This window comes from Ancylobacter sp. WKF20, from assembly GCF_029760895.1.
Taxonomy (GTDB): Bacteria; Pseudomonadota; Alphaproteobacteria; order Rhizobiales; family Xanthobacteraceae; genus Ancylobacter.
Map to the genome: position 1 here is coordinate 2,940,463 of NZ_CP121679.1, position 21,263 is coordinate 2,961,725.

General features: G+C 68.0%; 18 protein-coding genes and 1 tRNA gene. 7 read left to right on the plus strand and 12 right to left on the minus strand.

Going from position 1 to position 21,263, the window contains the following annotated elements; all coding sequences use genetic code 11:
* Positions 1-65: 65 nt before the first annotated feature.
* Entirely contained in the window at positions 66-1,094 is a 1,029-nt protein-coding gene (gene adhP, locus AncyloWKF20_RS13565) for an alcohol dehydrogenase AdhP (RefSeq protein WP_279314558.1), read from the minus strand.
* Positions 1,095-1,330: 236 nt separating this feature from the next.
* Between adhP and AncyloWKF20_RS13570 the strand changes: the two genes are divergently transcribed.
* On the plus strand, positions 1,331-2,341 hold the full coding sequence (locus AncyloWKF20_RS13570) for a zinc-dependent alcohol dehydrogenase family protein (protein WP_279317974.1): 1,011 nt from the start codon (positions 1,331-1,333) through the stop codon (positions 2,339-2,341).
* Positions 2,342-2,423: 82 nt separating this feature from the next.
* Positions 2,424-4,805 (plus strand): phosphoketolase family protein, encoded by a 2,382-nt coding sequence (locus AncyloWKF20_RS13575; RefSeq protein WP_279314559.1) that lies wholly within the window; start codon positions 2,424-2,426, stop codon positions 4,803-4,805.
* Between the two features lie 118 nt (positions 4,806-4,923).
* Here AncyloWKF20_RS13575 and AncyloWKF20_RS13580 read toward each other — a convergent pair whose 3' ends face one another.
* Both AncyloWKF20_RS13580 and AncyloWKF20_RS13585 read right to left on the minus strand, forming a co-directional pair.
* Positions 4,924-5,730: a DUF72 domain-containing protein gene (locus AncyloWKF20_RS13580; RefSeq protein ID WP_279314560.1), complete on the minus strand. Its 807-nt coding sequence runs from the start codon at positions 5,728-5,730 to the stop codon at positions 4,924-4,926.
* A gap of 74 nt (positions 5,731-5,804) precedes the next feature.
* On the minus strand, positions 5,805-6,272 hold the full coding sequence (locus tag AncyloWKF20_RS13585) for an Lrp/AsnC family transcriptional regulator (RefSeq protein ID WP_279314562.1): 468 nt from the start codon (positions 6,270-6,272) through the stop codon (positions 5,805-5,807).
* 129 nt (positions 6,273-6,401) lie between these two features.
* On the opposite strand from AncyloWKF20_RS13585, the gene AncyloWKF20_RS13590 reads away from it, so the two are divergent.
* Complete coding sequence (locus AncyloWKF20_RS13590; protein ID WP_279314563.1) at positions 6,402-8,792, plus strand: transketolase; 2,391 nt, start codon at positions 6,402-6,404, stop codon at positions 8,790-8,792.
* Positions 8,793-9,058: 266 nt separating this feature from the next.
* Here the strand turns inward: AncyloWKF20_RS13590 and AncyloWKF20_RS13595 are convergent, their stop codons facing one another.
* The 3 genes from AncyloWKF20_RS13595 to AncyloWKF20_RS13605 all read right to left on the minus strand — a co-directional run bounded on the left by AncyloWKF20_RS13595 (position 9,059) and on the right by AncyloWKF20_RS13605 (position 12,401).
* Positions 9,059-10,264, minus strand: a complete 1,206-nt coding sequence (locus AncyloWKF20_RS13595) for an NAD-dependent formate dehydrogenase (protein ID WP_279314564.1) — start codon at positions 10,262-10,264, stop codon at positions 9,059-9,061.
* Positions 10,265-10,523: 259 nt separating this feature from the next.
* Positions 10,524-11,450 carry a LysR family transcriptional regulator gene (locus AncyloWKF20_RS13600; protein WP_279314565.1) on the minus strand — a complete coding sequence of 309 codons (927 nt, stop codon included), beginning with the start codon at positions 11,448-11,450 and terminating at the stop codon, positions 10,524-10,526.
* A gap of 51 nt (positions 11,451-11,501) precedes the next feature.
* Entirely contained in the window at positions 11,502-12,401 is a 900-nt protein-coding gene (locus tag AncyloWKF20_RS13605; protein ID WP_279314566.1) for a CHAD domain-containing protein, read from the minus strand.
* Positions 12,402-12,553: 152 nt separating this feature from the next.
* Here AncyloWKF20_RS13605 and AncyloWKF20_RS13610 point away from each other — a divergent pair.
* The 4 genes from AncyloWKF20_RS13610 to cydX all read left to right on the plus strand — a co-directional run bounded on the left by AncyloWKF20_RS13610 (position 12,554) and on the right by cydX (position 16,196).
* A tRNA-Met gene (locus tag AncyloWKF20_RS13610) sits at positions 12,554-12,630 on the plus strand.
* A gap of 668 nt (positions 12,631-13,298) precedes the next feature.
* Positions 13,299-14,876, plus strand: a complete 1,578-nt coding sequence (locus AncyloWKF20_RS13615) for a cytochrome ubiquinol oxidase subunit I (RefSeq protein ID WP_279314567.1) — start codon at positions 13,299-13,301, stop codon at positions 14,874-14,876.
* A gap of 4 nt (positions 14,877-14,880) precedes the next feature.
* The gene (gene cydB / locus AncyloWKF20_RS13620; RefSeq protein WP_279314569.1) at positions 14,881-16,038 is read left to right on the plus strand and encodes a cytochrome d ubiquinol oxidase subunit II; all 1,158 of its coding nucleotides are present in this window, start codon (positions 14,881-14,883) and stop codon (positions 16,036-16,038) included.
* 17 nt (positions 16,039-16,055) lie between these two features.
* Complete coding sequence (cydX, locus tag AncyloWKF20_RS13625; protein WP_279314570.1) at positions 16,056-16,196, plus strand: cytochrome bd-I oxidase subunit CydX; 141 nt, start codon at positions 16,056-16,058, stop codon at positions 16,194-16,196.
* Between the two features lie 50 nt (positions 16,197-16,246).
* Here cydX and AncyloWKF20_RS13630 read toward each other — a convergent pair whose 3' ends face one another.
* From AncyloWKF20_RS13630 to AncyloWKF20_RS13655, 6 genes are all read right to left on the minus strand, one after another.
* Complete coding sequence (locus AncyloWKF20_RS13630) at positions 16,247-17,860, minus strand: copper resistance CopC/CopD family protein (RefSeq protein ID WP_279314571.1); 1,614 nt, start codon at positions 17,858-17,860, stop codon at positions 16,247-16,249.
* A gap of 62 nt (positions 17,861-17,922) precedes the next feature.
* Entirely contained in the window at positions 17,923-18,444 is a 522-nt protein-coding gene (locus AncyloWKF20_RS13635) for a YcnI family protein (RefSeq protein ID WP_279314572.1), read from the minus strand.
* Positions 18,445-18,773: 329 nt separating this feature from the next.
* A complete protein-coding gene (locus tag AncyloWKF20_RS13640) occupies positions 18,774-19,130 on the minus strand; it encodes a hypothetical protein (protein WP_279314573.1) in 357 nt (118 codons plus the stop codon).
* A 131-nt stretch (positions 19,131-19,261) separates the two neighbouring features.
* Positions 19,262-19,963, minus strand: coding sequence for a Crp/Fnr family transcriptional regulator (locus AncyloWKF20_RS13645; protein ID WP_279314574.1), 702 nt, complete (start codon positions 19,961-19,963; stop codon positions 19,262-19,264).
* A gap of 87 nt (positions 19,964-20,050) precedes the next feature.
* A complete protein-coding gene (locus tag AncyloWKF20_RS13650; RefSeq protein WP_279314575.1) occupies positions 20,051-20,497 on the minus strand; it encodes a hypothetical protein in 447 nt (148 codons plus the stop codon).
* 67 nt (positions 20,498-20,564) lie between these two features.
* Entirely contained in the window at positions 20,565-21,260 is a 696-nt protein-coding gene (locus AncyloWKF20_RS13655; RefSeq protein ID WP_279314576.1) for a sulfite exporter TauE/SafE family protein, read from the minus strand.
* Between the last annotated feature and the right edge of the window lie 3 nt (positions 21,261-21,263).

Genomic DNA, 21,263 nt, shown 5'->3' on the forward strand with positions numbered 1-21,263 from the left:
CCGCATGGAAGCGCCGCCGTCAATCCGCCACCCCTGGCCAGACCCTTCGCGCGCCTCGGCCCACGTCAGGTGAAATCGAGCACCATGCGGCCATCGACCTTGCCGGCCTTCAGCGCATCGAAGATATCATTGATGCTCTCCAGTGGCGCCTTATGAATCTCGGCCTTCACCTTGCCCTCGGCGGCGAAGGCGACGGATTCGGCGAGATCGCGCCGCGTGCCGACGATGGAGCCGCGCACGGTGATGCGCTTCAGCACCACATCGAAGATCGGCGTGGCGAAATGGCCGGGCGGCAGGCCGACCAGGCTCACCGTGCCCTTGCGCCGCACATAGCTCAGCGCCTGATTGAAAGCCGGCGGCGAGACCGCCGTGACCAGCACGCCATGGGCGCCGCCGCCGGTGACCTTGAGGATTTCCGCCACCGCGTCGGGCGACGAGGCGTCGACCGCCAGATCGGCGCCGGCCTCGCGGGCGAGCGCCAGCTTTTCCGGGGCGATGTCGAGCGCCACCACATGCAGGCCCATCGCCTTGGCGTATTGGATGCCGATATGGCCGAGCCCGCCGACGCCGGAGATCGCCACCCATTCGCCGGGCTTGGCCTCGGTTTCCTTCAGCCCCTTATAGGTGGTGACGCCAGCGCACAGGATCGGCGCCATGGCGGCGAAATCGACGCCCTCGGGCAGGCGCGCCACGAAGGGCGCGGCGGCGATGACATACTCCGCGAAGCCGCCATCGCAGCTATAGCCGGTATTGTGCTGGTGCTCGCACAGCGTCTCCCAGCCGGTCTCGCAATACTCGCAGCACATGCAGGCATCGTGCAGCCAGGCGACGCCGACCGGATCACCCTCCTTCAGCCCGGTGACGCCCGGCCCGAGCGCGGCGACATAGCCGGCCGCCTCATGGCCGGGGATAAAGGGCGGGGACGGCTTCACCGGCCAGTCGCCATCGGCGGCGTGCAGGTCGGTATGGCAGACGCCGCAGGCGACCACCTTCACCAGCACCTCGCCGGGACCGGGAACCGGTACGGGAACGTCCTCGATGGTGAGCGGCTTGCCGAATGCGCGGACCACCGCCGCCTTCATCATATTCGCCATGGCGTCGACCTCTGTATGCCCCGCGGCGCACTGTAGCCGGCGCGACAAGGTCGTCCTTGACCCGTGTCAATTCCGCGCCGCGCCAGCCGTGCATGATGGGGCGGTCCACAGGATCATTCGCCGGCTACACATCAGGTGCGGGGTACTGCGCATGGTGGAAGGCCGTTGTCGCGCATTAAGCTCCTCGCGGGCGCAGCGAAGGAATGGCCATGACAGGCGAGACCATTGCGGGCCGGATGCTGGCCATGGTGCTGCACGCCCATGGCGCCCCGCTCCGTCTGGAGGAGCGCGCGCTGCCCCAGCCGGGGCCGGGCGAAATCCGTGTGCGGGTGGAGGCCTGCGCCGTCTGCCGCACCGATCTCCACGTCGTCGACGGCGAATTGCCGCCGGGGCCACTGCCCATCGTGCCCGGCCATGAGATCGTCGGCATTGTCGAGGCGCTGGGCGAGGGCGTGACGACGCCGGGGATCGGCCGGCGCGTCGGCATCCCCTGGCTCGGCCATAGCTGCGGCACCTGCCCCTATTGCATGTGCCATCGCGAAAACCTCTGCGACGACCCGCTGTTCACCGGCTACACCCGCGACGGGGGCTTCGCCACCCATGTGGTCGCCGACGCCGCCTATTGCTTCCCGCTCGACGGCTTCGACGATCCCGTGGCGGCCGCGCCGCTGATGTGCGCCGGGCTGATCGGCTGGCGCACGCTGAAGCTCGCCGGCGAGGCCCGCCGCGTCGGCATTTACGGCTTCGGCGCCGCCGCCCATCTCATCGCGCAGGTCTGCCGCTTTCAGGGGCGCGAGGTCTATGCCTTCACCCGTGCTGGCGACAGCGCGGCGCAGGGGCTCGCCCTCTCCCTCGGCGCGGTGTGGGCGGGAGCGTCGGAGGAGGCGCCGCCGGTGCCGCTCGACGCCGCCCTGATCTTCGCCCCCGTCGGCGCGCTGGTGCCGGCCGCGCTGCGCGCCGTGCGCAAGGGCGGGCGCGTGGTGTGCGGCGGGATCCATATGAGCGACATCCCGTCCTTCCCCTATTCCATCCTGTGGGAAGAGCGACAGTTACTCTCCATCGCCAATCTCACGCGCGAGGACGCCACCGAGTTCCTCGCCCTCGCCCCGGTGGCCGGGGTGCGGGCAACCACGGTGACCTACCCGCTGGCCCGCGCCAACGAGGCGCTGGCCGATCTGCGCGCCGGCCGCTTCCAGGGGGCGGCGGTGCTGCTTCCCGGCCTGTCCACACCGGCCTCACCGGCCTGACTGGTCACCACACTGCACTGACACTCCACCTGACTGCACTGACGCTCCACGATCCTGAACCGCCCTTTAGGAGACCGACACGATGACCCATGAGCCTGCACCCGCCCCGGCTCCGCTGAGTGCCGACCTCGTCGACCGCATGAACGCCTGGTGGCGCGCCGCCAATTACCTCTCGGTCGGCCAGATCTACCTGCTCGGCAACCCGCTGCTGCGGGAAAAGCTGACATTGGAGCATGTTAAGCCGCGCCTGCTGGGCCATTGGGGCACCACGCCGGGGCTCAATTTCATCTATGTCCACCTCAACCGCATCATCCGCGAGAGAGGTAACAATATACTGTTCATCGCCGGCCCCGGCCATGGCGCGCCGGGCGTGGTCGCCTCGACCTATCTGGAGGGCACCTACAGCGAACTCTACCCCGACATCTCCCAGGACGAGGAGGGATTGTGCAGGTTTTTCAGGCAGTTCTCCTTCCCCGGCGGCATTCCCAGCCACGCCGCGCCGGAGACGCCGGGCTCCATCCATGAGGGCGGCGAGCTCGGCTATTCGCTAAGCCACGCCTATGGCGCCGTGCTCGACAACCCCGATCTCGTGGTCGCCTGCGTGGTCGGCGATGGCGAGGCGGAAACCGGGCCGCTCGCCACCTCCTGGCATGGCAACAAGTTCCTGAACCCGGTGGGTGACGGTGCGGTACTACCGATCCTGCACCTCAACGGCTACAAGATCGCCAACCCCACCGTGCTCGCCCGCATCCCGCATGAGGAATTGCGGGCGCTGATGGTCGGCTATGGCCATGAGCCGATCTTCGTCGAGGGCGACGACCCCGCCACCATGCACCAGCTCATGGCGGCGGCGATGGACGAGGCCTTCGCCAGGATCGCCGAGATCCAGAAAGCCGCGCGCGAGCAAGGGGTTAGCGAGCGTCCGCGCTGGCCGATGATCGTCCTGCGCAGCCCCAAGGGCTGGAGCGGGCCGAAGCTCGTCGACGGCAAGAAGGCGGAGGGCACCTGGCGCTCGCATCAGGTGCCGTTCTCCGACATGTCGACGCCGGAGCATCTGACCCTGCTGGAAGACTGGCTGAAGAGCTACCGGCCGGAGGAACTGTTCGATGATACCGGCAAACTCCTGCCGGAGATCGCCGCCACCGCGCCCGCGGGCGAAAAGCGCATGAGCGCCAACCCGCACGCCAATGGCGGCGTGCTACGCCGCCCGCTGCGCCTGCCGGACTACACGGATTACGCCGTGAAGGTGCCGTCACCCGGCGCGGTGGAGCTGGAATCCACAGCGATCATGGGCACTTACCTGCGCGACGTGATGAAGGCTAACCTTGCCACCCGCAATTTCCGCGTCTTCGGCCCGGACGAGACGGCGTCGAACCGGCTGCAGGCGCTGTTCCAGGTGACCAACCGCGCCTGGAACGCCGAGACCATCCCCGGCGACGACCGTCTGGCGCTCGATGGGCGCGTCACCGAGATCCTGTCGGAGCATATGTGCCAGGGCTGGCTGGAAGGGTATCTTCTTACCGGACGCCACGGCCTGTTTTCCTGCTACGAGGCCTTCATCCACATCATCGACTCGATGTTCAACCAGCACGCCAAGTGGTTGAAAACAGCCAGCGAAGTGGAGTGGCGCCGCCCCATCGCCTCGCTCAATTACCTTCTCACCTCGCATGTCTGGCGGCAGGACCATAATGGCTTCAGCCATCAGGACCCCGGCTTCATCGACCATGTGGTGAACAAGAAGGCGGAGATCGTGCGCGTCTATCTCCCGCCGGACGCCAATACCCTGCTCTGCGTCACCGAGCATTGCCTGAAGAGCTGGAACCGGGTGAACGTCATCGTCGCCGGCAAGCAGCCCGCGCCGCAATGGCTCGACATGGATGCGGCGATCAACCATTGCTCGACCGGCATCGGCATCTGGGAATGGGCGAGCAATGACCGGGGCGGCGAGCCGGATGTCGTGCTGGCCTGCGCCGGCGATGTCCCGACGCTGGAGACGCTGGCCGCCGTGGACCTGCTGCGCGGCTATTTCCCCGACCTCAAGGTGCGCGTCGTCAACGTCGTCGACCTGATGACGCTGCAGCCGAAATCCGAGCACCCGCATGGGCTTTCCGACGCGGAGTTCGACGCGCTGTTCACCACCGACAAGCCGGTGATCTTCGCCTATCACGGCTATCCCTGGCTCATCCACCGCCTCGCCTATCGCCGCACCAACCACGACAACATGCATGTGCGCGGCTATATCGAGGAGGGCTCGACCACGACGCCCTTCGACATGGTGGTGCGCAACAAGCTCGACCGATTCCACCTCGTGGACGACGTGATCGACCGGGTGCCCAAGCTCGCCCGCGACGCCTATGTGCAGCAGGCGATCCGCGACAAGCTGGCCGAGCACGCCCGCTACATCCGCGCCCACGGTATCGACCTGCCGGAAGTGCGCGACTGGCGCTGGCCGACGGGTAAGTGAGGCATCGCCCCTCATAATGTCATGGCCGGGCTTGGCCCGGCCATCCACGCTTTTGACGAGAACGACTTCCGACGCGATCCCGGATCGGCCTGCGGCCGTCCGGGATGACGTCTTTCGCCTAAACCCGCTCGATCAGCGCCATCGCGGCGGCGGGGTTCTTCGGCTTGAAGCCGCTGATGACAAAGAGGAAAACGTCGCGCGGCGTTGTCTCCGCCGCCGGCGCGAGCAGTTGGTTGGCGAGCGGCCCCGGCGTCTCGCCCTGCGCCCACGCCTTGGCGATACCGGCCCAATGATCGAGCGCGGTATTTTTATACCCCTGCGCCTCGTCCTCCTGCGTCCCCATGATCCGCGCATAGACGAAGGGCGCCGTCACATCAGCGATGGAGGGAAATTCCGAATCCCCGGCGACGATGACCGCGACGCCATAGGCCCGCGCCATCTCCACGAACTCGGCATTCTTGAAGCTGTCATGGCGCACCTCCACCGCGTGGCGGAGGTCGCGGCCCTCGACGCTTTTCGGCAAGAGCTTGAGAAAGCCCTCGAAATCGGCCGGGTCGAACTTCTTCGTCGCCATGAACTGCCAGTTGATCGGCCCCAGCTTGTGCTTCAGCTCGGTCACGCCGCTGGACAGGAACCGCTCGACGGACTCGCCGGCCTCGCTGAGCACCCGGCGATTGGTGGTGAAGCGCGGGCCCTTCAGCGTGAAGACGAAATCCTCGGGGGTTTCATCATACCACTTCGCGAAGCTCGCCGGCTTCTGCGAGCCATAATAGGTGCCGTTGATCTCAATGGCGGTGAGCTTGGACGCGGCATATTCCAGCTCGCGCTTCTGCGTCAGGCCCTCGGGATAGAACGCCCCGCGCCACGGCTCGAAGGTCCAGCCGCCAACGCCAATGCGGATACGGCCGGTCTCGCTCTTGCTCATGTCGCCTCGCGCGTCGAGAAGGGCCGGCAGGATAGGCACCCCCTCCCGCCCAGAGCAACCCGTTACGGGACACCTCACTCGATCGGCAGGCCCTGCGCGTGCTTCACCTGGCTCAGCGCGAAGCTGGATTCGATCGAGGCGACACCGTCGAGCCGCGTCAGCGTGCGCTTGAGGAAGGCCTCATAGGCCGGCAAGTCCTTGACCACGATGCGCAAAAGGTAATCGCGCTGGCCGGTCATCAGATAGCACTCGACGATCTCCGGCCAGCGGGCAATGGCCTTCTCGAAGCGGTCGAGCTCATCCTCGCGCTGGCGCTCCAGCTTGATGGAGGCGAAGACGCTGATCGGCAGGCCGATCTTGTCCTGATCGACCACCGCCACATAGCGCTTGATGACGCCGGCCGCCTCGAGGTTGCGCACCCGCCTTGCGCAAGGCGAGGGCGACAGCCCCACGAGAGCGGCGAGCTTCTCCATGGTGATGTGGGCATCCTGCTGCAGCGCGGCGAGGATGCGGCGGTCGATGGCATCGACGGCGTCTGGCATGAATCACCTTGGAACCCCGCCATGGTGGCTGATTTCACCAATCTAGACCGTGTGACTGGCCAAGAATAGCTGCATCGCGCACGGTAACGGCGCTAGCCTGATTAACCTAGCGTCACCGGGAGCGCGCGCATGGCCGCCCAGAAGTCGATCGCCGACACGCCCACCGCCTACACCGCCGATCTCGCGCTGCTGGAGGAGTTGGAGCGCAAGATCCTCTGGCTGGCGACCTGGACCATCCACAACGCCAACCACATCCGGCCCAATGTCGACGGGCTGAAGGTCGGCGGCCATCAGGCCTCCTCCGCCTCGCTCGCCACCATCATGACCGCGCTCTATCTCAACGCGCTGCGGCCGGAAGACCGGGTGGCGGTGAAGCCCCATGCCAGCCCGATCTTCCACGCCATCCAGTATCTGCTCGGCAACCAGACGCGGGCGAAGCTGGAGAACTTCCGCGGCTATAAGGGCGCGCAGTCCTACCCCTCCCGCACCAAGGACGTGGACGACGTCGATTTCTCCACCGGCTCCGTCGGCCTCGGCGTCGCGCAGACGCTGTTCGCCTCTCTGGTGCAGGATTACCTGACCGCCAAGGGGCTCGGCCATGGGCCGGAAGGCAAGATGATCGCGCTCGTCGGCGATGCCGAGATGGACGAGGGCAACATCTTCGAGGCGCTGCTGGAAGGCTGGAAGCACGGCCTGCGCAACACCTGGTGGATCGTCGATTACAACCGCCAGAGCCTTGATGCCGTGGTGCGCGAAGGGCTTTGGCAGCGTTTCGAGAGCATTTTCCGCAATTTCGGCTGGGACGTCGTCATCCTCAAGCATGGCCGCCTGCAGCAGGCCGCCTTTGCCGAGCCGGGCGGGGAGAAGCTGCGCGACTGGATCGATTCCTGCCCCAACCAGCTCTATTCCGCCCTCACCTTCCAGGGCGGCGCGGCCTGGCGCAGGCGCCTGCTCGACGAGATCGGCGATCAGGGCCCCGTCACCGCTTTGATCGAGCGGCGCACGGATGAGGAACTTGCCGCGCTCATGGCCAATCTCGGCGGGCATGATCTGCCCTCGCTGATCGACGCCTTCGCGCAGGCCCGCACCCATGACCGACCGGTCTGCTTCATCGCCTACACCATCAAGGGCTTCGGCCTGCCGCTCGCTGGCCACAAGGACAACCATGCCGGTCTCATGACACCGGCGCAGGTGGAAAGCCTGCGCGCCCGCCACGGCGTGCGCCCCGGTCATGAATGGGAGAAGTTCGAGGGGCTGACACTGCCCGTCGCGACGCTCGATGCTTTCCTGAAGGCCGTGCCCTTCAACGCCCAGGGCCCCCGCCGGCATCAGGCGCCGCGCATTGCCGTGCCGGAGACGCTCGACGTGCCGCTGCAGCCGGCGATGTCGACCCAGCAGGGTTTCGGCCTGATCCTCAACGAGATCGGCAAGCAGGACAGCGCCTTCGCCAGCCGCCTCGTCACCACCTCGCCGGATGTGACGGTCTCGACCAATCTCGGCGGCTTCGTGAACCGGCGCGGCCTGTTCGCGCGCGAGGAACTGGCGGACACGTTCAAAAAGGAGCGCATCCCCTCCACCTTCAATTGGGAATTTTCGCCCAAGGGCCAGCATCTGGAGCTCGGCATCGCCGAGATGAACCTGTTCATCATGCTCTCGGCGCTCGGCCTCTCCCATTCGCTGTTCGGCGAGCGGCTGCTGCCCATCGGCACGCTCTACGATCCCTTCATCGAGCGCGGGCTCGATGCGCTGAACTATGCCTGCTACCAGGATGCCCGCTTCATCATCGCCGCCACCCCCTCCGGCGTGACGCTGGCGCCGGAAGGCGGCGCGCACCAGTCCATCGCCACCCCGCTGATCGGCATGGCACAGGACGGGCTGGCGAGCTTCGAGCCGGCCTTTGTCGACGAACTCGCGGTCATCCTGCGGCACGGGCTGGTGAATCTTCAGGAAGAGGACGGCCAGTCGCTCTATCTGCGGCTTTCCACCCGCACCATCGACCAGCCCGCGCGCACCATGAACGCGGCGCTCGCGGCCGACATCGTCAAGGGCGGCTACTGGCTGCGCCGGCCGGGGCCGAACGCGCAGGTAGTCGTCGCCTATCAGGGCGCGCTGGCGCCGGAAGCCATCGAGGCGGTCGGGCTGATGGCGGAGGACCGGCGCGATGTGGGCCTGCTCGCCATCACCTCGGCCGACCGGCTCCATGCCGGCTGGAACGTGGCGCAGCGGGCGCGCGAGGAAGGGGCGCCGACGCCGCCCAGCCCTGTCGAGGCGCTGCTCGCCGAGGTGCCAGCGGGCTGCGCTCTGGTCACCCTTGTCGACGGCCACCCCGCGACGCTCGGCTGGCTCGGCGCCGTTCACGGGCATCGCACGCGGGCGCTGGGGGTGGAGAAGTTCGGCCAGACCGGCACGCTGGTGGATATTTACCGCCATTACGGGCTGGACGCGCAGGGGATCGTGCGCGCCGCGCAGGCCGTCGCGCCGGGGCGGCCCATCCGGTATCTTCGCACCGTCGGCGGTTAACGGCACCCCGCCCCATCGTCATCCCGGACGGCCGAAAGGCCGATCCGGGATCGTGATACGATCCGGGATCGCGAGACGAATGGACAGCGATCCCGGCTCTCCGCTGCGCTCGGCCGGGATGACGGAGATCCATTCCGCAAAAGAAAGGCGCCAGCTCGCGAGGGCCGGCGCCGAGAGGAAGTTCGGGGGGCGACGGCGCCGCAGCCGGCGCCGTCAGGATTGAAGCGGGCGGCGCCGCGTCCAGCACCGCCCGTCGAGGCGGAGGGTCAGCCCGCCTTCTTGAACTTCGCCGCCTCTTCCGAGCCGCCGGTGGCATTGCCCTTGGAGTAGGAATGCGCGCCGGTGCCGGCGAGCGCGCCGCCCTGCACGATCAGGTACTCGTCGCGGATCGCCCGGCCCTCGAAGAAGCATTCGAGGATCTCGCGCGTGCCCGCCGCATAGCGGGTCTGGGCGGTCAGCGAGGTGCCGGAAATGTGCGGCGTCATGCCGTTCCACTTCATCGTGCGCCAGGGGTGATCCTGCGGCGCCGGCTGCGGGAACCACACGTCGCCCGCATAGCCCGCCAGCTGCCCGCTCTCCATGGCGCGGGCGATGGCGTCGCGGTCGCACAGCTTGCCGCGCGCGGTGTTGACGATATAGGCGCCGCGCTTGAACAGCTTCAGCGTCTCGTCATTGATCATGTGCTCGGTTTCGGGGTGCAGCGGGCAGTTGAGCGTCACCACGTCGCAATGCGGGTACATCTCCTCGCGCGTGGCGTGGAAGGTGAGGTTCAGCTCCTTCTCCACCGCTTCCGGCAGGCGGTGGCGGTCGGTGTAGTGCAGCTTCACGTCGAAGGGCGCGAGGCGGCGCAGCACGGCGAGGCCGATGCGGCCGGCGGCCACGGTGCCGACGCTCATCGCTTCCAGATCATAGGAATGCGCCACGCAATCGGCGATGTTCCAGCCGCCCTTGCGGGCCCAGTCATGCGAGGGGATGTAGTTGCGCACGAGGCCGAGGATCATCATCACCACATGCTCGGCGACGCTGATCGAGTTGCAGTAGGTGACTTCCGCCACCGTGATGTTGCGGTCGATCGCCGCCTGCAGGTCGACATGGTCCGAACCGATGCCGGCGGTGAGCGCGAGCTTGAGGTTCTTCGCCTTGGCGATGCGCTCAGGCGTGAGATAGGCCGGCCAGAAGGGCTGGGAGATCACCACATCGGCGTCGACCAGTTCCTTCTCGAACACCGAGTTCGGGCCATCCTTGTCGGAGGTCACGACCAGCGTATGGCCCTGCGATTCCAGGTATTTGCGCAGGCCAAGCTCGCCGGAGACGGAACCCAGCAGCGTGCCGGGCGTGAAGTCGATCGCCTTCGGCGTGGGGAGCGTCTGGCCGCCGGGATAATGGTCGATCTTCGGCAGGTCGTCGCGGGCATAGCTGGTGGGGTAGCCATCGATCGGATCGTCGTAAAGAACGCAAAGAACCTTCGCCATGGGGGCGTCTCCTCTCCTGGGGTAAGCGGGGACGCTTCCGCCGTGCGCACGGCAGACCCTTCAAGCCATCACGGACTTAGGTACCGGCAGGCGCTCCAGCTTGCCGCTGGATCGGAGCGCTGTGCGGCGGGCATCCTCCACATCGGCCGGATCAGCTCTGCGAACCGCCCCGGACCAATGGGGAGAGACTGCCCGCCGGAGCGCTGGCGCGCAAATCGAAAGGAAGCAACGATTGATAGACGGCGCCGATGAAGAACGTCTATTTCAAATCAGTCTCAAGTAAATCTGCATCTCCAGCCGCGCCATTCCGCCAAGAACGGGCGAATTTCAGCAAAGCGCCGGCCACAGGACTGAGCGGATCGCGCTCCGTCAGCACCAGACCCACCGGCTGTACATGGACGGGATCGACCAGCGGCACGGCGACGAGATCGCCGGCGTCGCCAAGACCACGGAAACTCGCCTCCGGCACGATGCTGGTCCACGGCCCGCGCCGCACGAAAGACCACACGCCCATGAAGGAGTTGGTCTCGATCGCCGGCTGCGAGGCGAGTCCGGCCTCCGCCATCACATGATCGATGATGCGGCGGTTCTGCATGTCCGGCGTGAGCAGGCAGAGCGGCTGCCGGGCGGCCTCCTCCCAGCGCAGCGAGCGGCGCCGCGCCAACGGCTCCCCCGCCCGCGTCACGAAGACATAGCGCTCGACATAGAGCGGCAGCCGGCGCACCCGGTTCAGTGGCTCGTTTTCCAGATAGGTGATGCCGGCATCGAGATCGAGCTCGTCGAGCCCCCGCTGGATCGCCGCCGAGCTCAGCGTGAGCATCTGCACCTTCACCTCGGGAAAGCGGTCGCGGAATGGCGCCAGCAGCGCGGGCGCGGCGGCGGTGGCGGCCGGGATGGCGCCGAGCCGCAGCGTGCCGGAGAGCCGCGCCCCGGTCTCCGCCCGCTCCTGCCGCAGGCTCTCATAATCCGCCGCGATCTGCCGCGCCCAGGCCAGCACGCGCTCGCCCTGCGCGGTGAAGCCGAGAAAGCGATGGCCACGCACCACGATGGGCAGCCCCAGCTCCTCCTCCAGCTTGCGGATGCCGGCGGAAAGCGTGGGCTGAGTGACGTTGCAGGCCTGCGCGGCGCGGCCGAAATGCTTCTCGCGCGAGAGCGCGACGAGATAATGCATCTGGCGGACGAACATGGGCGCGCTCCGGGGGCGAGGTGCGGTGAGGCGACAGGCCGGCGCGCCCTTTTATTCCTTTTCGGATACAGCTTTCAAATAGACCTTGAGCCGGCGGCGGAAGGCGCGGGGCGTCTCGGCGAACAGCCTTCGGTGCAGCCGCAGCGCGGAGAGCACCAGCCGGGCCTGCCGCGCGGCGATGGCATCGGCCAGCGGCTGACGCCAGCTTTGCCGCCCTGCCGGCAAAGCGGCGAGTTCGGCGGCGAGCACGGCGAGGTCCTGATGCTTGCCGAGCTTGTCGCGCAGCCTTTGCAGCTCAGCCACCCACACCTTGCCGAGCGCCGGCCAGGCCTCGCTCACCAGCTCCATCTGGTAGCGCTGCGCCACCACCGCCTTGCGCAGCTCATGCAGGCTCTCGGGATCGCCGGGATCGATCGAGCGGACAAGCCGCCGGCCGCGGGCATATTCATCGCGCAGGGCACGCAGCAGCGCGGATCGGTCCATGCGGGCGGCAAAACGCGGCCCCGCCTCCCGGCAGGCGGCAACGAGAGCGGTAAGATCCTCCCGGTGCGGCGCAAGCCCCACCGCCTCATGCGCGCCGCCGGCCGCCAGCGCCCGGGCCGCCGCGCGATGCGCCGCTGGCGTGAGGTATGATTTTGCCGCGAGATCGGTCAGCGCGTCCCGCCGCGCCTGCGTGTCACGCGCCCCGGCCAGCCGGCGCGCCGCCTCCCCCAGCGCCGCGCGCAACGCCTTGGCCTCGCCGCGATGCTCGCCGCCGATCAGCCGCAGCAGCGCCCGCAGCCGCTTGAACGCCTTGCGCAGCTCATGCACCGCCCGCACCGGGTCTTCCAGCCCCAAAGCCGCCTCCGCCTCCCCGGCGGCCTGGGCGAACGGACCCGCGAACACCGTGAGAGAGGGCGCTGGCGGCAGGGTATCAGCGGACGCAGGGCGGCCATGCACAGTTTCGCTCATCTCGCTTTGTCCTTGCGGCGCAACGGTTTGGCGGCCATCTTGGCACAGGCTGCGACGGCGCGATGACAAAAACGACGCTGCCCCCCTTTCAATTGCCCATGCGGATTGCTAGATACCCGGCGTCGGCGGCGCCCTGGTGCCCCCGGCTCTGACGCGGGGTGGAGCAGCCCGGTAGCTCGTCAGGCTCATAACCTGAAGGCCGCAGGTTCAAATCCTGCCCCCGCAACCAAAACAGCGACAAAACCCGCAGCCTCGGCTGCGGGTTTTGTTGTTTTAACGGCCCTGCCCGGCGCCTGGCGCTCGGTCCATGCGAGGATGGTGCGACGTTCGCCATGCGATGCCGCGAACATTTCGCCCCGCTCCTGGACGGGCATCAGCACGATCCGCTCGATCAGCATCCGCAAAACTTACGCTGCCTGAGGCCTATCCTCTGGCCTGTTCAACGCATGGGGCAGGGTCGCGACCTTGCTCGCCTAGATGGCGGCGGCCCTTGCCAGATGTCCCGAACAGTTGTGCCGCTGCCGCAAGCTCAGCCTGACTCCAGAACTGCACTGGCGGTCCCGCCATGGTGATTTCCCGGCCTCGGACCAAATGTCTAAGGGCTCCTGCGGATAGGCCGTGACCGGCTGAGGCCATAAACATGGCCCTGCAACGAGCAACAGCTGCGGACATCGTCGCGACACATGGACCCCGGTTTCACAGAGTTCTGAGGGGGCATGCGCCATACTAGGTTGGCGCTTATTCCCTCGCTTCTGCCGCGCTCGTCACGGACCAAGCGCATCATCATCGCCATTCGATCACGCGCCCGTGGCCTTCCGGCCGTGCGGTCTGCCGTGCCTTGCGCCGTGCCCGTGCGGTGCGCCGTTATCGAGAGACCCGGCCAACGGAGCCGCCAAGATGGAACTCAACGTCGTCGATCTGTCGCGTCTGCAATTCGCGATGACCGCGCTCTACCACTTCCTGTTCGTCCCGCTCACCCTCGGCCTCTCCATGCTGCTCGGCATCATGGAGACCGTCTATGTGATGACAGGGCGGCCGATCTGGCGCCAGATGACCAAATTCTGGGGCACGCTGTTCGGCATCAACTTCGTGCTCGGCGTCTCCACCGGCATCGTCATGGAATTCCAGTTCGGCATGAACTGGAGCTATTACAGCCATTATGTCGGCGACATATTCGGCGCGCCGCTGGCCATTGAAGGGCTGATGGCCTTCTTCCTGGAGGCGACCTTCGTCGGCCTGTTCTTCTTCGGTTGGGACAAGCTTTCCAGGCTCGGCCATCTCGTCGCCACCTGGTGCGTGGCGATCGGCTCGAACCTGTCGGCGCTGTGGATCCTGATCGCCAATGGCTGGATGCAGAACCCCACGGGCTCGGCCTTCAACCCGCAGACCATGCGCATGGAGGTGAGCGACTTCTACGCCGTGTTGATGAACCCAGTGGCGCAGGCGAAGTTCGTCCATACCGTTTCGGCCGGCTATGTCACCGCCTCGCTCTTCGTGCTCGGAGTCTCCGCCTGGTACGTGCTGAAGGGCCGGCATATCGAACTCGCCAAGCGCTCCATGACGGTCGCCGCCTCCTTCGGCCTCGCCGCCTCGCTCTCCGTGGTCGTGCTGGGCGACGAGAGCGGCTATCTCACCACCGAGCACCAGAAGATGAAGCTCGCCGCCATCGAGGCGATGTGGGAGACCGAGCCGGCGCCGGCCGCCTTCACCCTGTTCGGCCTGCCGAGCAATGAGGACCGCGAGACCCATTACGCGGTGCGCATTCCGTGGATGATGGGCCTGATCGCAACCCGCTCGCTCGACACCACCGTGCCTGGCATCGACGAGCTGGTCGGCCAGGCGCAGGACCGGATCAATAGCGGCCTTGTCGCCTTCGACGCCCTGCAGAAGATCCGCGCCACGGCGCCGGGCGCACCCATCGACCCGGCCGTGCAGAAGGCCTTTGAGGATCACGGGGCCGATCTCGGCTACGCGCTGCTGCTGAAGCGCCATGTCGACGATCCCCGCACCGCCACGCCGCAGCAGATCACCGCCGCGGCCTGGGACACGGTGCCGAGCGTACCGACGCTGTTCTGGTCGTTCCGCGTCATGGTCGGGCTCGGCTTCTTCTTCATCCTGCTGACCGGCACCTTCTTCCTGCTCTCGGCGCGGCGCAGTCTCGATCGTTACCGCCCGCTGCTCTGGCTCGCCGTGCTCGCCATCCCGCTGCCCTGGGTCGCGGCGGAAATGGGCTGGGTGGTGGCGGAGATCGGCCGCCAGCCCTGGATCATCGAAGGTGTGCTGCCCACCGCCGCCGCCGTCTCGAATCTCGGCGCGGCCACGGTGCTGACGACCATTCTCGGCTTCGCGGCGATCTACACCGTGCTCATCATCATCGAGATGGCGCTGATGATCCGCGCCATTCGCAAGGGGCCGGAGCCGGACGATACGCCGGAAGCCGCCCTCCTTCCCGCCCATCTCGTCGCCGCGGAGTGAGGCCATGATCCTCCATACCCTCATCGACTATGACGTCCTGCGCGTTGTCTGGTGGCTGCTGCTTGGCGTGCTGCTGATCGGCTTTGCCATCATGGACGGGTTCGACCTCGGCACGGCCACGCTGCTGCCCTTCGTCGCCCGCACCGATCTCGAACGGCGCACGGTCATCAACGCCATCGGGCCCACCTGGGAAGGCAATCAGGTGTGGCTGATCCTCGGCGGCGGCGCCATCTTCGCCGCCTGGCCGCCGCTCTACGCCGTGTCCTTCTCCGGCTTCTACCTCGCCATGTTCGCCATCCTGTTCGCGCTGATCCTGCGCCCGGTCGGCTTCAAGTACCGCTCGAAGCGCGAGAGCGCGGCCTGGCGGGCGGGCTGGGACTGGGCGCTGTTCGTCGGCGGGCTGGTGCCGGCGCTGGTGATGGGCGTCGCGGTCGGCAACGTCTTGCAGGGCGTGCCCTTCCACCTCGATGGCGATTTGCGCATCTTCTATGACGGCACGACTCTGTTCGAGCTGCTGAACCCCTATGGCCTGCTCGCCGGCCTTCTGTCCGTCGCCATGCTGGTGATGCACGGCGCGGGCTGGATCGAGCTGAAGACGGACGGCGTCATCGCCGCCCGCGCCCGCACGCTCGGCTCGCTGGCGGCGCTCGTCACCCTCGTCCTGTTCATCCTCGGCGGCGTGTGGCTCTGGTTCGGCATTGCCGGCTATGAATTCACCAGCGCCATCGTCACCACCGGCCCATCCAACCCGCTCGCCAAGACGGTGGCGCAGGCGCCGGGCGTGTGGTTCGCCAATTACGCTGCGCATCCCTGGATGTGGATCGCGCCCGTCATGGGCCTTGCCGGCGCGCTGGGCAGCTTCATCCTGCTGCGGGCCAACAAGGGCGGCTTTGCCTGGCTGATGAGCTCAGTGTCGATCTTCGGCATCATCGCGACGGTGGGGCTGTCCATGTTCCCCTTCATCCTGCCGTCCTCGATCGACCCGCGCTCCAGCCTCACCGTGTGGGACGCCTCCTCGAGCCATCTCACCCTGTTCATCATGCTGGTCTGCGCGCTGATCTTCGTGCCGATCATCCTCGCCTATACGAGCTGGGTCTACAAAGTGCTCTGGGGCAAGGTGGACGTGCAGGCGATCGCCAAAGACACCGGTCACGCCTACTGAAAGAAGGAAGACACGTCATGTGGTACTTCGCCTGGATCCTCGGCCTGCCGCTCGCGGCTGCCTTCGCCGTGCTCAACGCGATGTGGTACGAGCTGATGGACGACGCCGCCCGCAAGGATCGCCCCCAAGCGGCGCCGGCGTCCCTGAAGGTGCGCTGACCGGACCTCGAAGCCGGTCCTCGGGTGGCCCGGGATGTGTGCCGCCTCGATCAGCGGCGGATGTGCAGCGTGCCCTCCAAGCGGGTCATGTCGAAATCGCTGATCAGTATGTCGATGCGCACGCTCCATTCCCCGGCCGCGGGAAGGACCATGCCATCGATGCGCCACAGCCCGTCGCGGCGTTCGGCCTTGCGGCGGATCGGCTCAATGCCGAGGGTGGGATTGGCCAGCACCAGCGTCACCTCCTTGGCGTCGAGCGGCCCGAACTCGCCGGTCATCAGCATGAGGCTGACATCGACCGGTCCCGCCCGGCCCGGCGTCACGGTGAGGTCCGCCATCGCCTTCAGCGCGTGGATATGGGTCTGCGCCGGCTGGGCGGCGGCCAAGGCAAGGGCGCGCGGCGGCGGCGTGAAGCGCCAGAGTGCCGCGAGGGCGAAGATGGCAAGGACGAGGGCGATCTCCAGCTGGATCGTTCGCACCAGAAGGCGGCGGGCGTCGGGCTCGCCCCGTTTCGCCGGTTCGGTGAGGCGCCGGCGGTTATAGGCGGCGAGGGCGAGGAGCGCCGCCACGAGGATGATCTTCGCCGCGAGCACACGCCCATAGGCCGTCTCCCACAAGGCGGCGGGGGTGCCGAGCTGGATGATCGCCAGCAACAGGCCGGATGCCAGCAGCGGCAGCACAGCGAAGGGAATGACGGCCGAGAAGCCGCACAGGGCGGCGCCCGCCTCGGGCACTGAGCGCCGAAAGAGCAGCGCGAGCGGGAGAAGCGCCCCGACCCACAGGGCGATGCCGACGCCATGGAGGAACACTGCCGGCCGGGTCAGCCCTTGCGGCGGAGCCGCGCCGGCATGGCCGCTCGCCGCAAGCGCGACACCCAGCGTGACAAGGGCGAGGAGAGACAGAAAGCGCGCGGGAATGCCGGTAGTCGCGAGGCTGGACCCGGCGAGGATCGTCGCCAGCAACGCCCCCATGACGGTCTGGCCGAAGCTGGTGGCGAAGCCGGTCTGCCAGATGATCGCCCGGCCAAGGCCGGTCAGCGGCGCCTCCAGCGCGTCCACACCCTGAAGGCCGCCGGAGGCGAGCGCGGCAAGCGCGGCGAGCACCAGCGCGGCGCCGATCCAGGTTTCGCCGGCGCGGGCGGGTGCCGAGAGCCAGGCGAGGCAGAAGGCGCCGCCAATGCCGACGAACAGGCCGGCATAGAGCAGCGCGCGCAGACCCCAGATCATGCGGGCAACGTTTGGCTCCGCGCCCTCGGCCGCCGCCGGCGCGGTTATGCTTGGGCTGCCGATCGAGAACACGACGGAGCCGCCGACGGGATGACCGTCCTCGGAAATCACCCGCCAGCTCAGCACATGGGTGCCCTGCGAAAGCCCGGGCGGAGCGTCGATCTCCAGCGTCTGGTCGCGCAGGGTGAAGCGGTCCAGCGGCAGACGGGTGCCGTCTGGTGTGACCAGCGACAGCAGCAGGGGCGAGGTCGGTTCGCTGAAGGTGAGGGCAAAGCCTGCCGGCGCCTGCGCCAGCATCGCGCCATCCGCCGGGCTGGCCGCGACCAGCGAGGCATGCGCCAGCGCCGGGCGGCTGGGCAAGGTCCAGCCCAGACCCGCGACCAGAAGTATCAGCAGGAGGCGGAGCAACGGTGTCGGCGGCAGCAGGGCAAAGGGCACGGTGTCTCGTCCGGCAAGGGGAACCGGCGTGCCCGTGGGGCACGCCGGTGGTCAGGCAAGGTTCAGTTCTTCGGCACCAGCTTCACGCCGGGCGCGGGCAGCTCGTAGTCGTCCGCGCTCTTGCCCTCGGCGGGAATCTCGATCCAGCGCTCGGTCGCGCCATCCGGGCATTCCTGCACAACCGGGAAGTACAGCGTCGTGCCGGTCTTGAGGCCGGGGGTGAGATAGGCGCGCAGCACGAACTCGTCATACTCATCATCCGGCAGGTTGCCGCCGCTCCAGATGACTTCCTTCACGCCCTCGCTGGTGGGGGTGCCGTAATAGTCATAGGTGGTGGCGTACTTGCCCTTCACCTTCTCCAGCGTCCAGCCGGGCTTGGGCTGCGGCTTCACCGAGATCACGCCCTCGGGAATCTGGATGCGGACCTTGAGGGTCGGCTTGCCCTCGCAGCCATGCGGCACGCGGAAGATCGCCTTGTAGGTGGACGGCACCGGCGCCTGCTGGGTTTCCAGCGTGACATGGGCGAACGCGCCGCTGGCGCCGAGCGCGAGCAACGCGGCGGCGAGAGAAGTCGAACGGATCATCTTGGGTCTCCTCGGGTGGAAGCCGGTTTGTTGCCGGCGGTTGAAGCCGCGGGCACAGGGGCGCGCGCGGGCACTCACAGCCACGGGGCGGGCAGGAGCGGTGAAGGCCGCATGGCCGGTGGCCATGAGGTCGGGAGGGGGACGAGGGGTAGAAGAGCGCCGGGGCGCCGCATTGCCCTGCCATGCGCGTGCCCGTTGGAGCGCGCAGACGCCACCGCGTTCCGGGTGATGGGCAAGGTAATGGCGCGCAGGCACAGGCGGCGGCTTAGCCGCGGTTCTCGGGCGTCAGCTTATGCGACGGCGCGTTGCGCGCTCGCGCGAGCCGGCCCTCAGGCGCGGACGGGTGGTGCGCGGCTGTTGTGTGGGGTGCGCCAGCCCTGATCGCCCCGCACGACCGATGTCGGGGTCATGAAGCTGGAGCTGGCGGCATCCGACGGGAACGCCGTGGCCACCGTGACACGTGGCGATGGCGCCAACGCCGTGCCCATCAGACAGCCGAGCTGGCAGCAATCGGGCAGGTGCGGCGGCGCGGGCGGCGCGTCCGGGGTGGAGGCGCCCGCCCCCGCGCCGAGGCAGATCACGCCATGCGTGCCGTCGGCGAGGGAGGGAGCGGCGTGCGTGCCGAGAGCGAGGCCCGTGAGCAGAAGCTGGAGAACGAGCAGATAGGCCGCGCCCAGCGCGACCACAAAGCTCCATCCCTGCCGCCTGCCAGTCACGAGCCTGAACCCCAATGTCCTGAGACGCCCGGCGGCGCCGCGCGTGGATTATCATGGGCGGGGGGAGTGCCGCAAAGCCCTTTGCGAACCATCCGCGGCCTTCATCCCGCCTGCCGGGGCGCGTAGAGCGCCTGCAGTTTCCGGCTGCCGCGCGCGATCTCGGTCAGGGCGGCGCGATCGAGAACGGTTAGGCTGGGGCCCTTGCCGAAGTCGATCACCCCGTCCTGCTTGAGCCGGCTCATGCAGCGGCTGACCGTCTCCAGAGTGAGGCCCAGCCAGTCGGCGAGATCGCCCCGGCTGAGATGGAACGGGAACGCCTCGCTCCCTTCGCCCTTGAAACAGGCCTGAGGGGCATATTGCCCGGCGAGATCGAGCAGCGCCTCGGCCACCCTCTCGCCGGCGCCCAGCCGGCCGAGCCGTGTGAGATGGCCGAGGGCCCGGTCCAGCATCACCTGCTGATGCGCGGCCGCGAGCGCCTCCAGCCCAATCGACGGGGCGTCGACCGGCGCGAGACGGGTCGGCGCGAAGGCGACGATCTGGCAGGGGAGGCGGTTGGCTAGGCCCTGATCGATCAACCGGCCCGGGCCGACGATGTCGAGGATCTGACGCCGCTCGGCGTCGACCTGGCGGCAGAGCGCCAGGCAGCCGGTTTCGACCCGATAGAGGCGACCCTCAGCGAGAAGGTCGGGCGTGACCGGTTCACGGGCGGCGATCACGAGCGCAGACGCGTCCGCCTCGGACGGAACAGGCAAGAGCGGCCACGCGCGCAGGGCGTCGGACCGTAGGGCAGCGTTGATGAACATGGTTGGACCCCGGCATTCGTCCGACAGGGCCGGCCTGGGCCGGACCGCGCGGACACGCGACCAAGGCAGGCGGTGGCCTGCCGCGATTCAGGCGTGAAAGCCGGACGCTGGGGGGCCACGCTGGGCGAGACGGAACAGCAGGACGGGCTGGGCCGGCGCCGCCTCGGGAAGGCGCGGCCGCGTCAGAAGCGTGTAGTCCGCGTGCTGGAACAGGTCGTGCTGGGGCGTCAGCAGTTCCGGCGTCGCGGCCAGCCGGCAGGCGTCGCAGCCGTGACCATGCGGAATGCCGGAGGAGGAGCCGTCATCGGAGGGCGACAGGCACAGCACCGGCACGGTGCCGTCCGGCAAAGCATACTCGCTGAGGTCGATGCTCGCGGGAGCGCCAGCGGCACGCGCGGGCAACTGATGGACCGAACCCACCAGCAACAGGGCGACAGCGCACAGCAGGTGCAACAGCGTATGGATCGACCCCCGCGCACGCCGATGCGAGGCCCGCGCGGGCGTGCGGTCGCGACTGTGAGCAAGATGCGCCATGACAGCCCGATGCTAGCGTTGTTTCACGCCGCCGGTACTGGTCAAATTGTCCAAGGCGCAACCGCCATCACGTCAGGCACAGCCCTTCCCAGGCGGCGGCTGGCAGCAGCGCGCTGGCTGCCGCGATCGCGACGAGGGTCGCGCCCGCCAGAACGCGGATACGTGGCGCGAACGCCATGTGCCGCAGCGCGGTGACGCCTAAGGCTGTCGCCGTCACCGCCGGCAGCGTGCCGAGCCCGAAGCCGGCCATCACCATCGCCCCGCCGCCCCCGCTCCCGGTCAGCATGGCGTAGAACAGGGCGCCATAGACCATGCCGCAGGGCAGCAATCCCCAGGCGGTCCCGGCAATGAACGGGCCGGCGTAGCCGCCGGCAAAGGCGAGGCGGGCGGGATGGCGCGCCAGCCGGGCGAACGGCACGCCGAGCCGGTCCACGACGCTCACCGCCGGCACCAGGCCGGTCATCGACAGCCCGATCCAGCCAAGCGCCACCGCCGCCGCCCAGCGCATGACGAGATGCGCGCCCGCCTGATGGAAGGCGCCGTAGAACTCCGATCCGACGACGCCGAGGAAGCTGCCCGCCATGACATAGGCGGTGATCCGCCCCGCCTGGCTCACCAACAGCACCCCGGCGCGTTGCGCCGGTCCGCGGCGGGGGTCGAAGGCGAGCAGAAGGCCGGAGGCGATGCCACCGCACATGCCGGCGCAGTGCAGGCTGCTGGCAAGGCCGAGTATCAGGCCGCCAAGAAAGCTGAGATCGACCATCAC